This window comes from Marinobacterium sp. YM272, assembly GCF_050908845.1.
In the GTDB taxonomy this organism is placed as follows: Bacteria; Pseudomonadota; Gammaproteobacteria; order Pseudomonadales; family Balneatricaceae; genus Marinobacterium_D.
On record NZ_CP194171.1, the window covers coordinates 2,732,733 to 2,744,828 of the forward strand.

The 12,096-nt window shown below is 51.4% G+C and carries 9 protein-coding genes; all 9 read right to left on the reverse strand.

The features are described from left to right. Positions 1-92 precede the first annotated feature (92 nt). Positions 93-2,729: a bifunctional lysylphosphatidylglycerol flippase/synthetase MprF gene (gene mprF, locus ACQUQP_RS12100; RefSeq protein ID WP_432695287.1), complete on the reverse strand. Its 2,637-nt coding sequence runs from the start codon at positions 2,727-2,729 to the stop codon at positions 93-95. A gap of 178 nt (positions 2,730-2,907) precedes the next feature. Further along, positions 2,908-3,756: an isocitrate lyase/PEP mutase family protein gene (locus ACQUQP_RS12105; protein WP_432695288.1), complete on the reverse strand. Its 849-nt coding sequence runs from the start codon at positions 3,754-3,756 to the stop codon at positions 2,908-2,910. Positions 3,757-4,017: 261 nt separating this feature from the next. Further along, the gene (locus ACQUQP_RS12110) at positions 4,018-4,377 is read right to left on the reverse strand and encodes an FKBP-type peptidyl-prolyl cis-trans isomerase (RefSeq protein ID WP_432695289.1); all 360 of its coding nucleotides are present in this window, start codon (positions 4,375-4,377) and stop codon (positions 4,018-4,020) included. 1,059 nt (positions 4,378-5,436) lie between these two features. Then, the gene (locus ACQUQP_RS12115) at positions 5,437-7,119 is read right to left on the reverse strand and encodes an AAA family ATPase (RefSeq protein WP_432695290.1); all 1,683 of its coding nucleotides are present in this window, start codon (positions 7,117-7,119) and stop codon (positions 5,437-5,439) included. A gap of 5 nt (positions 7,120-7,124) precedes the next feature. After that, on the reverse strand, positions 7,125-9,011 hold the full coding sequence (gspD, locus tag ACQUQP_RS12120) for a type II secretion system secretin GspD (RefSeq protein WP_432695291.1): 1,887 nt from the start codon (positions 9,009-9,011) through the stop codon (positions 7,125-7,127). Positions 9,012-9,071: 60 nt separating this feature from the next. Continuing rightward, positions 9,072-9,845, reverse strand: coding sequence for a hypothetical protein (locus ACQUQP_RS12125; protein ID WP_432695292.1), 774 nt, complete (start codon positions 9,843-9,845; stop codon positions 9,072-9,074). Between the two features lie 9 nt (positions 9,846-9,854). Further along, positions 9,855-10,502 carry a hypothetical protein gene (locus tag ACQUQP_RS12130; protein ID WP_432695293.1) on the reverse strand — a complete coding sequence of 216 codons (648 nt, stop codon included), beginning with the start codon at positions 10,500-10,502 and terminating at the stop codon, positions 9,855-9,857. A 71-nt stretch (positions 10,503-10,573) separates the two neighbouring features. Further along, on the reverse strand, positions 10,574-11,038 hold the full coding sequence (locus tag ACQUQP_RS12135; protein ID WP_432695294.1) for a hypothetical protein: 465 nt from the start codon (positions 11,036-11,038) through the stop codon (positions 10,574-10,576). Continuing rightward, complete coding sequence (gene gspL / locus ACQUQP_RS12140; RefSeq protein ID WP_432695295.1) at positions 11,035-12,096, reverse strand: type II secretion system protein GspL; 1,062 nt, start codon at positions 12,094-12,096, stop codon at positions 11,035-11,037. Before gspL ends, ACQUQP_RS12135 begins: the two co-directional genes overlap by 4 nt.

Below are 12,096 nucleotides of genomic sequence, written 5' to 3' on the forward strand. Positions count from 1 at the left end.
AAAGGATGGACTGTATGGCTTCAATGCCGGTAAAAGAAACATCGACTCTGAGTTCGAGATAGCGTTTTCCGCCTATTCTGCGGTTAAACGCGCTACCTCCTAAACATGCCCGAGAATCCCCCGCTTGTCAGCGCACCGATGTCCGCGAAAGCCAGATAGGGACTCACGCCTCGACGGTCTATCGCGAGGTATCTCGGCTCCCACACCGGGTCAAATTTTTCCTTGAACCGCCTCAGCCCTTCGAAGTTGTAGAAACGTTTACCACGTTTGTAAATAAGCGCGCCAAAGCGGTCCCATAGCGGTGCGGATGCTCTTTCCATCAAACCGGAAAGTGGCGCCATGCCCAGACTGAACCACTCGTACCCTTGCGCTTTTAACGCCAGCATAAGCTCGATAAACAGGTAATCCATGGTACTGCTATCCGCGCTGTTTCGATGGCGCATCAAATCAATGGTCGCGGTATGGTGAGTGGCGGTAACAAGGACGTTGGCAAAGGCACTGAGTTGGCCATTTTCGCGCACGACAGCCAGGAAGCAACGGTTAAGATAGGCTCTATCGAAGAATCCCAGCGAAAAACCTTTTTCGCGTACCCCCTTATCGATAAGCCACTCATCTGAAATCGCCTGTAACTCATCCAGCAGCGCTTCTGTATAGGGTGGCGATAACAGCTCAAAGCTCAAACCCGCCCTTTTCGCGCGATTATCGGCCTGGCGCAGCTTTGCCCTGCGGCTCCCCTCGAGCGAAAAAGCGGGCAGTTCAACCAGCGCCTCCTCCCCCAGCTTTAACAGCGTGAAATTGGCATCGATATAATGATGGATATTCGCTTTATGGACCTGATAGAAAGTCGCATGGCCCTGATCTCGTGACGCCTGGGCCTTGAAATCCCAAATCAGATCAACAACATCCTGTTCATCTCTACCAACAGGGTCGCCCATTGAGACCCAATTTTTTCCATGTACGCCGAACATGACAAAGGCGTCACTGTTTTCGGAGAACAACAAAGCCTTATCCCGGGTGAGGGCAAAATTTGCGTCAGGGTTATCCTGAGCGTTAATAACACTGAGCGCTTTTTCCAGATCGGCCTCAGAGGGCGGCAAAGGCCGGTAGCGAGGTGCCCGGATAGCAACAAACAGAAAAATCAACGTGAAGGTTGTGGCGGCAATCACCGCCGTACGCATTCCCCTGGGTGCCTGCTCGGTAATGGCAAACTGCCACCACAACTCATGCTGATAAGCTGTCTGCTTAAAAGAAAATAACAGCAGGCCAGCAAAGCAGCCCATGGCAGCAAGGGTCAGTAGCAGCCAGCGGAGATCATTTAATTCGGATACCAGACGGGAGCGACGGAAAAACTGATCACGTGAGACAAAGATCAAAGCCAACCCCAGGATCATGATAACCGCCCGATCATAGTCCAGGGTTTGGATTAACGAGATCAGGGCGCCGACGGAAAGCAAACCGGCCGCCAGCCACAGCGCGATACGTATGCGCTGCCATAAACCATAGGAAACGACGATCAACATCGCCCCCAACAGACCGCCAAAGCCGTGGGATAATTCGACGACACCCAGGGGGAACAGATCCTCCAGAAGTTTCAGGGTTAGCGGCGAGGCTGGAATAGAACTGCCGAGTAACAGCAGAGCGCCGGCGATAAAAGTGATCCCGCTGAGGGCAAAAGGAGCGGCAACCGAAATCACGCCTTTTGTGATCCGTGCTGTTTCGCCGAGGGCACCGGATAAGCCCCCTGCCCGTCGACGAAACAACAGGAAGGTTTCACCCAGAATCAGCAGTAAAATGCCCAATAGAAATGGCGCAAGGTAATAGATGATTCGATAGGCGAATAATCCAGCCGTCGCCTGTTCAAGCGGCATGAACGGGGCCAGGGCATTCAGCATAACCGCTTCAAAAACGCCCACTCCGCCCGGAACATGGCTTATCACGCCGATGACCAGAGCAACTGCAAAAATGGCCAGAAATCCCGGGAGGCCAAGCGCACTGTCTGGCAACAGTAGAAAGAGCGTCGTGCCCGCAAGCCCGATATCGAGGACAGAAAACCCCACCTGCCCCGTCAGGATAGAAGTTTCCGGCAACCTGAACGCCTGACCACGCCAAGTCAGGACGCCTTTATGTTGGCTGCGTAAAATCAGGGTGATGACGAACACGCACAGCAACAATCCCCCGCCCCAGCGCACCCAGCCCGGAGCCAGTCCGACATAATGCGCAAACAGCTCCGGCTGCAAAACCAGCGCTGTCCCGCCCACCAGTACTTCGCCGATGCCAAATCCCAGGGTACAGAAAGCGGTGATCAACGCGACCTGCTTACCACTCAAGCCGACTTTCGAATAGATACGGTAACGCACGGCGCCGCCGGACAACCAGCTGACTCCGATCGTGTTCGACAGCGCATAACCGATAAACGAGGTAAACGCGATCAGAGGCAGTGGCAGATGGCGCTTGATATAACGCAGGGCGGACCAGTCATACCCGATCAGCGCAAGATAGCCGCCAGCGGTACAAAGTGCTGCGAGGCCAATTTGACGCCATGACAGGGAGCGCAGCTCAAGACGAACCTGATGAACATCAATCTGGTGTAGCGTGCGAAACAGGATCACCAGACCTGCCACAAACAGACAGAAGACTACCAGTGCGGAGGCATGGTGACGCAGCCATCCGATCGCTGTACGCGGGGGTTCACTGGCAGCTTCCAACGGGCGCGTGTCTGTCGGGTCCACGGATATCTCCACTGAAGTTCGGGGCAGAGCCCGCCTGTGCTCCTTTCATCAGTCTTGCACCGAACTCCACCATTTGCTCAGTGGTAAGCGATAACCGACTTAAAAGACGAGTATCGAGAGATGCTACTCTGCCCCAGTTTCAGCCCCCCAATTTTCCCGATTTACAACGCCGTGCTGCTTATTCCGATATGTTCAAATAGCGTTTTATTGAACTGTCGAAGCGTTCCTGTTCGGTGTATTTGCCGATCAGTTCCTTGTACTTAATCGCCTCAGTGGCAGCAGGTTTGCCGGCCAGCGCCGTCAGCGCCTGATAAGTGGCAACAATTGATGACTCAAAAGGCGTATGACCGCTCAACAGAAGCTTCACGTTACAGCGCTGATAGATCTCATCGGTAAGCGTATGCTTCTTACCGTAAGTGATGAGCATCTTCGGCTTATCGCTGGCCTTGGAGATGATCTCCAGTTGCTCGGGATCGGTAACACCCGCCAGGCAGATGCCATCAACGCCCGCTTCCGAGAACTGGAACACCCTTTCAGCTACCGCCTCGATCTCCTCACCGGCAACTACCTGGGTCCTGGCGAGAATGCCAAAACTGTCCGAGCTTCTGGCATCGAGTGCAGCGGCCAGTTTATCGAGCTGCTCCTGGGTTGAAATCAGCTTGGTTTTTGATTGCCCATAGGATATCGGTAACTTCGTATCCTCGATGGTGACAGCGCTGGCACCCGCCATCTCCAGCTCCACGATCGTGCGCATGGTATTGAGGGCATTACCGTAGCCCGCATCACCGTCGACAATGATCTTCAGGCTGGAAGACTGACTGGTACGTTTCACCAGATCGCAGAGTTCGGTGGACGTGAGCAGCATCAGATCGGGCGTGCCCAACATGCTCAGCGAAGCGACTGATCCACCTACCATCCCGTAGTTGAATCCCAGGTCCACGGCCATCCTGGCGGCGATAGGACAATGCACAGACGCCAGTACTTCGTACCCGTCTGTCTCGTTGATGGAGTTATAGAATGATGACATAGGAAAGCCCACTTCTGAGTCGGTTATTTACGAAAACTCTATACAACATGCTAGCCGGTTCTTCTGACACAAGAATGAAAAAACGTCACCTGCTGGTCATAAGGCGGCGTTTTTCGTTACCAGTGCCTTAGAAACAGCCTAAGGTTCCGGAGGAAATGGCGGCAAACGCTGAGGCTGGCACTTCTCTCAGCACACTCCCGTGATCAAAGACGGTTAATGGTTGCTCGGAACCCGATGCTCCCATCCGGTTTCCGGTGCAGTTTATTCCCGGTTCAGCGCTTCCAGCAGTTCAATTTCAAATATCAGGTTGGAGTTTGGCGGAATCTTGTCACCAAAGCCGCGCTCGCCATAGCCCATGTCAGCAGGCACCAGCAGTTTCCGTTTACCACCCACCTTCATGCCTTTAAGGCCCTCTACCCAGGCGGCGATAACTTTCTTGCGGCTGAGTACGGTCTGAAACGGCTGGCCACTATCATAGGAAGAATCAAACTCGGTTCCATCCTCAAGGTAGCCGCGATAATGCGCAGTGATCAGGGCGCCGCCCTTTTTCACTTCGGTACCCGTGCCTTCAACCAGATCTTCAACCACCAGTTGCTCAAATTCAGGCATGGCTTTTCCCATGAATATCAATCCTTACCACATTAACATATTAAATAACGCCGGGTTGTGCGTAGCAATGAACATTTTTCCCTGGTGTGGAACTCTTGACCCGTTAACACTAAAAATTGCTTTTCTGTCTATTCCAAGTCGGCTGCCCGGCGCAAATTTCTGATCCGTAACTGATAAATAATGGCCGGCCTTGCTCCTCGATGTGTGTGTAAACCTCTTCACGAGCCTCCATCAGGATCCCAAGCCCCTTGGTTAAATTCAATAATAACAACAGGTTATATCAAACATCCAGGTAAGGTTGAACTAAAAGTACGCATCGATGCTCCAACATGCAGTCAAGGGTCTAGACTGAGATGCTACCGATAGACTTGCCCTCGAAGAAGCATTCTTAAAGTAAGTTGGTAGCTTCATCCTCCTTAACGTCGTCACCCTTATGCAACAGAGGAAACGCTAGGATGGACTTTGAGAAAGAAGATAAAGGCTTTGTAATTTGGTGGATCGACCGACAGTTCGCTCAGGTCCCCGCTTTTCCCTGTAGTTGCTGTGTTGTGACTGATGGTAAGACCTCAGTTTGCAGGGATCATGTCCTGGCTTATCGGGCATGGAGCAAAGTACCGACTAAGCGAAAGAGAATTCTTGAGTGGATCAATACCTGGCTAGGCGAGGAGGAGCAAAAGCAGCTTCTCGATGCAATCAAGAAAAATAACCATTACAAGGCCAGAACCCATGAGACTGACTCATAGCATGCTACCTTTATTTAAAAAAGATTTCAGTTTGAGTCGACAACTGAGGCTAATTTAATCGGCAAAAACCGATATAGCGAGTTACCGCCCTTAAAAGTCCCTTTTTTCTCCAAGCTCCTGATTAGTTAATAATCAGCTCGTAGCTGCCTTTAGTGCTTCCACAATAAAATCAACGCCTGCGAATTGCTATTCCCATCCCGATTTTTAGCCTGATTTCATTGAGTTATTTCAGCACCAAAATATGAATGCAAATACGCAAAACCCAGTGACTACCTTGTGTGGGTAGGACCAGGCACTGCTGCCACAAGGAAATCAGTAGACCTGCCGATTAATTAACCAATACCGGTGTATCCGATAAGCGCGAATTGATTGCCATAATTGTCATTGGGCCTAAAACCCCATCTTCCACCAAGCCTGATGAACGCTGGAATGTTTGTACAAACTCAGCCAGGGATTCAGTGTAATACCCACCGGTCACTATTCGACCATTCACTATACCCAGTTTATTCAAGGCATCCTGGAGCCAATAGATAGATTGAAAGGATTGCATACCCAGGCGCAGTGGAGAGACATAGCCTGGAGGCTTCTGCCATAGTAACCGCGCTTTCTGATTCCACCGCTGCTCAAATTCACTCTCAGTAAGCTCGATCTGCTCGGAACCCGAAACCAAGGTTACCCGCTGATCCATGAACGCTGTTACCAGCCAGACACCACTGAAGTCGGGACCTGTCAGCTCGATAATCGCCGGGCGATTATAGGCACCTAGTATCGTCAGGTTCGCATTGTCGATGGATAGACAACTCAGGTCATACCTCTGGGAGCCACTGCAGATATCCACCTCAGGATCAACGCTTAGCCCCCAGAGCGCGTATAACTGCTGAACGGGTAGCTGGCCCGATTCCGCGTCGCGTCCTTTTTCACTTTTGTGTTGGTAGTCCGATGTGATAGCTGCCTCCCGACTATCTCGTAACTGAGTCTGTTCATCCAACAAGCTACTGGTATCAGTGGGGGAATCTGTCGCTACAAGCGCCTTTTCAGGGCTAGTGCTTACCCCAACCACCTCTGACTGTTTCGCCCAGCCTGGATTAAAACTCTCCCCATTTATTATTGACGGAAGGCCCTGTGCTAATAAGAAACCAACGCCAAGAGCGCCAAGCACTGCACCGCCATGGACGAATCGACGTTTGGACGGCCGGGCGGTTCGACGTTGTGGATCAGATCCAGTCAGGGTTCTAAAACCTCTCGCCGTTTCAATAACGGCATCAGTTGCCGCTTTTAAGCCCTGCTTGTACATCAGGTATAAAACCTGATCGCACAGCTTATTAATGAGTCGAGGATTGCCATTCGTGGCATCGAATACAATCCGAATCTGGCGATCGGAGATCAGCTCGTACTGACAACCGACCACTGCTAATCGATGTCTGATATATCGCGCAGTCTCATCGACTGATAACGGAGACAGGTGCAACTGGGCAAGTATTCGTTGCGCAAACTGTCTGAGGTCGGGCCTGGCAAGCACGGCTGACAGTTCCGGCTGCCCCGACAATAGGATCGTGACCGCTTTGCCTCGATCATTTTCGATATTTCCCAGTAACCGAATAAACTCCAAGGTCGGTACCGGCAGGTTTTGCGCTTCATCGATAACCAGTAGATAGCGTGTACCCTCAGCCAGCTTACGCTTGAGTTCATCCGCAATGGACTGAAACCCCGCAGTAGACTCGGGAAGCTCCAACTGCATCTGCAGATAGCTGACCACCTGTTCAGAGGATGCGCCCGGCTCATCAAGCGCCAACAGCCTGAATTCGTCCCTTAGCCTGTCGAGCAAAATGCGCAGACAGGTGGTCTTGCCAGTACCCACCTCTCCCGTGATCAGCAGAATGCCATCGCCTTTTTTTGCGCAGTACTCCAGCCGCTCGAACTCTTCGAACAGCTGGCCACTCTGAAAAAAGAACCTGGGATCCGGCACAATCGCGAAGGGCTGGGCGTTAAAGCCAAAAAAGCTCTCGTACATAGAGATTACTCAACAAATTGATCTAATTGATGAATGTTGCTGAGATCTTCCGGCAACCCGCCGAGCTCAGATTCGAGCTGATTCCGAGAGATAAACTCGCTGTGCCGACCCTGGTATAAGCGATATTTTTGCCGGGTTAACTGATTACCTTGTTCAGCAGAATCCACTATCGTCGGACGAATAAATACCATCAGAATCGAAGATTCTTTACTGCGCTGTTTTGAACGGAAAAGGCTTCCAAGGACAGGTACATCGCCCAGTAACGGTACTTTTGATTCGATATTGGAAAACTTGCTATCGATCAGTCCGCCGAGTACCAGGGTCTGGCCATCCTGAACCAATACATTGGTTTCGATCACTTTTTTATCCGTTGTCGGATTGGTACCGGACGTCCCCTGAATATTGGTCTGATCGATATTGGAAACCTCTTGATCGATCTCCAGACGGATAGAACCATCGTTACTGATCTGAGGACGCACTTTCAGGATGGTACCAACCTCTTTGCGCTCGATGGTCTGGAACGGATTGGAAGCGCCCGCCGTATTCGTTGTAAAACTGCCGGTTATAAAGGGGATCTCCTTACCGATCGAAATTGTCGCGGCTTCGTTTTCCAGAGTCAGAATCGAAGGCGTCGATAGGAGGCTGCTCTTGTTATCCGTTTTGATCGCCTGAATCAGGCCACCAATGCCACGGTTGCCCGAAACGTTAGCGGCGCCAAAGGTCGGCGTTGCGGTCACACTGCCAATCGCCGCCGCCTGATCACTGGTACTTCCACCCACCGCAGAACCCAGCGTGCTCAGGGCACCACTGAAGTCGGTGACAAAGACACCATAGTTACCCAGGGCGGCCAGATTGACGCTGAACTGATCGAAGAACTCTTCAGACACTTCAGCGATAACCGCCTCAATCAGAACCTGAGGGCGTGGCTTGTCGAGCTTTTCGACAATAGTTTTGATAGCGGCCATCACATTGGCCGGCGCGCCGACAATCAATGCGTTATTAACGATATCAGCCTGTATGGAGTAGAAACTCTCTTTACCGGCGTTCCCCTCAGCAGCACTTCCATCCCCCGCCGCCGCGGGGCTCGCAAGCTTCTTAAAGGCTGATGAGCTCAGCATCCCCTCAAGCAGGGGCTGGAGGGTATCGGCCTTTGCATGATTTAGGTAGATAACGTCGAACCCGGACTGTTCACCTGACTGCTGCGAGCCGTCAAGCTGTCTGATCAGGTCTTTAATTTTGCGGCGCGAATCGAGCGGCCCCGAGATTATCAACCGATTCGCCGCCATATCCTCGACGACCTTGGTTTGATGATCGATCAACCCCAGATCCAGTGCCATCGAAACAATCTCTTTTGCCTGGATGTTGCTGAGCCTGACGATGTCGTAATTCAGGTAGCGCTCCGTATCCAGTTCATTAAGCATCGCCTTGAAGCGATTCAACTGTGACTCGGTGTCGGTCACCACCAGCGAGTTGGATTCCTCATGCACGGTGACCTTGGCACCGGTACTTAACATGCCGGCGATGGTCGCGGAAATAGAGGCAGCCTTAGAGTTTTTGATGCGAAGAACTTCGGTAATAAACTCTTCGGAACCCGATTGATCCGACAGCGTTGCAGCGCGGGCTGCAGGCAGAATACTGACCGTACTGCCATTGCTGACCGCCTGAAAACCCTGCACCTTCAACGCTGACAAAAAGACGTCGTAAAGCGTCTCTTCACTGATTGGATCAGCCGATACTATTGAAACCTTTCCCCGAACCCGCGGATCGACAATGAAGGTTTTCCCGGTGATAGATGCGATACTTTCAATCGCTGTCATAACCTCCACGTCCCGAAAATTGATGGCAGCATCTTCAGCTGAGGCACTGACAGGTAGTGCCAGCACGCCAAGCATAATCACCTGGCTTGAAAGACGTCGTAGGGACTGAGGCAAAGGTAGGATGGTCATATCGTTCTATCGAGTAAATTGGTTAAGGAAACGCATAAAGTCGCTGGTTCTAACCTGTGCAGTGTAATTACCACCATCGCGTTCAACGGTTAGCTGTAGCGAGTTTTCTGAAAGCATCGACACGTAATCGATCGGTTCTCTATATACCAGAGCCGCATCGATGCCGTTGATCTGTAAAATGTTGTCACCTGGCTTAAGGTCAAAACCACTTAATGCATCTGGAACCGACTGTATTGCCAAAGCTTCAAATCCATCAGCTGTTTTTGAAAGTGCTACAAACTGATCCGTAGCTTTAGCGATATCCTTATCTGCACTCATCTCTACTGAGGGTTTTGCCGAGACACGCTCTGGTTCATCCGCAAACTGTCTCAGTGGCAGACGTCGTAAAACACCGGCATCGTTCAATACCAGATCAAAAGGCAAAATTTCATCTATAAATATCTGGTCAGAGATCTGATCTCCGGCTCGATAAACGTTGGGATCAGCCGAGCCAAGCTGTAATATCGCAACCCGATTCTTACCTGCGCCGACAATCCCGACCAGCTTCTCTGGAATTCTCGCGATCGCCATCCCGTTGACACCGTGCTGATCAGATACACTGGCATCTGCAAACAGGGTATTGGTTAGAGCAGCCTGAGTATTCCGTCCTGTTATATCCAGCGATTCAGGTGACACACCCGCTTTTGAAAATGCGGCCAAGCCTGCCGAAAGCAGATTGACCGAAGTAGCCGCCATCAGCAGAGAGAACGCGACCATTTTTAATGATTTAATACTGTTCACATGCCAACCCTAATTAAACGCCTTAAGGCGTCCCTGTTGATTTAGAGTAAAAGCGTTCTGCCCTATCCATGGGGTTTCCCCAAAAGCACCTTGAGCAACATTCAAATTAATCTGATAAAGGCCCGCACTATCGAGCTCAACCTTTCCCTGAATCTGCGGACTATCGGTGGAGAACTGCATAACCCTGGCTGCACCTTTTTCAAGGCTGCTGATCCGCACTGGAACTGCGAGCAGCTCTGCGTTGCCAACTTGCAGTCGGTTAATTAACGCACGCCCCTGCATCTGCACAGGAAGCCAGGTGCCGTAACTGATAATCGCGTCATCCAGGGCCAGGTCGGCTGACACCAGCCTCGTCGTCAGAGGCTTAAACTTCACGGAATCTGCCGATAGCGCCAGTTGAAGATCGTGAATTTCCAGCCCTTCCAGGGCGAGCGACACTTTTCCCTCTCCATTGACCGTCCCGCCGCCAAGGTTCACGCACCAGCTAAAGGGATTAAGGCCCGGACACCAGTGCCAGTTGAGATCCACCCAGGCTTCATTCTCTTCAATCTCGGCCTCCAGCATCGCACGCCCAGCAAACATCCCCCCGGCCATCTTGGAGAAATGAGTGTTATTGAACGGCCGGGGATCGGACCATAGCGACAGCCCGATCGCCATAAACAGAATCACTGACGCCAACCCCGAAAGCAGGAGTGTTAGAGCCACAGTCAGCCAGATACTAACCCTCTTCACATCGCCCCCAGTTGTACACTAAGGTCCAGTGACCCATCCTTCGCTGAACGAATCATCCTGAGGCTGGATAGGCTAACGCCCTGGTTGACTAGGCTCTCCACAAAGGCGATCAGCAGGCCTTGAGGCTGCTCCCTGGCTTCCAGAATGAGCCCGCCATTTTCAAACTCTGTGTGGATCTCGATCCTGTTTTGATAAGCCAACTGCTCGGCTTTGGCTTGCAGCTCATCAAGGCTCAAATCGCCAGCAAAAATCAGCTCAACTCCGCCGGCGGCGACAATTTCATCCTGATGTGTCTTTAACCAACTGTAGTGGTTCAGCAGACGCTGTTGAACAGCCTGGTTTTTCTGAAAATACTCGAAAGATAAAAAAAGCAATACCGACGCCAGGGCAATTAACAGACCCAGTGCAAGCGTTTGAAGGGAGCGTTTATCAACCCCTTTAATATCGATATTGAGATTCATAGACCGGCCTTCAGGTAATATTCTGCCATGATCAGATCTCGATCGTTTTTTGAGTCTTTCAGCGCATATCCAACCGGCGCGTCAGTTAACTCAACATCGCGATCTGAGCCAGTTTTACGATAACTTAAGGCAAAGCCAGACACGTCTGCTGAAAACTCTTCGAGGTAACACCCACCACAACGCTGCATAATCGAAGATGCGGCGTGAATATGGCTTTTCATACCGGTCATATCATTACCCGCATTGTCTATCGCGCGTTCCAGCATCCGCCGGTTATAGTTCAGCGTGCTCTCGTCGGCACCCTGAATAGCTTCGCCATAGGTGTGCTCTATTTGATCGGTCAGCTGCTCGTTCTCTGCTGAATATCGATGCCCCCAGGCGTAGAGATTTACAGAGAGCGCCATCAGCAAAGCCGCGATACCGGCGGCAAACCCGATCACCTCTTTACCCCATCCGGTACTGCTATCCGCAGTTGCGAATTCGCCGGCCAACAACGATATCGGGGTTGTATCCCCAGCCAATGAACGTTCGGCGCTTGAGAGTTTAATTGAGCTATCGACTACGCGGCTCGAATCACTCTTCATCAATTCAACTACAGATCGAATCTTGTCCTCAGAACCCGAAAGCCCCCGGTGTTCAGAAAAGCGTGCGATCTGATAGCTGTTCTCTACCTGAGAGACTGTTATCTGATTTTCAATCCAGGGTAATAGATAGAAATCCGGGTAGATTGCGCAGGGTTCGATACCATGAACACGAGCCGCATCCAGCCACTCCCTGAGCTTGGCTTTAGAGACGACCAACACAGGCAACTGATTATTGATCACCGGACCCGGACAGAGTTGTACCTTTTCGAGCTCTTCCGCCAGATCATCCTCAATGAGCGAGGGTAAAGCCTGCTGAATATAACGTTTCGGAACCTGTGAAACGTCGACCATCAGCATACTCACGTAGGCGCTCGGGATCAGCAGCGCCACCTTGGCATTCTGGCTTTTAACCGAGGATGCCGACTGACTCGAATCAATCCGGCCGAGATAGCTGAAATGTATCAGTGTGGTCAC

What these genes read in the sequence shown, in the direction of transcription:
- gspD (WP_432695291.1), bottom strand. Translation starts at nt 9,011, where the DNA reads ATGCTTGGCGTGCTGGCACTACCTGTCAGTGCCTCAGCTGAAGATGCT.
- ACQUQP_RS12135 (WP_432695294.1), bottom strand. Translation starts at nt 11,038, where the DNA reads ATGAATCTCAATATCGATATTAAAGGGGTTGATAAACGCTCCCTTCAA.
- ACQUQP_RS12115 (WP_432695290.1), bottom strand. Translation starts at nt 7,119, where the DNA reads ATGTACGAGAGCTTTTTTGGCTTTAACGCCCAGCCCTTCGCGATTGTG.
- ACQUQP_RS12105 (WP_432695288.1), bottom strand. Translation starts at nt 3,756, where the DNA reads ATGTCATCATTCTATAACTCCATCAACGAGACAGACGGGTACGAAGTA.
- ACQUQP_RS12130 (WP_432695293.1), bottom strand. Translation starts at nt 10,502, where the DNA reads ATGGCGATCGGGCTGTCGCTATGGTCCGATCCCCGGCCGTTCAATAAC.
- ACQUQP_RS12110 (WP_432695289.1), bottom strand. Translation starts at nt 4,377, where the DNA reads ATGGGAAAAGCCATGCCTGAATTTGAGCAACTGGTGGTTGAAGATCTG.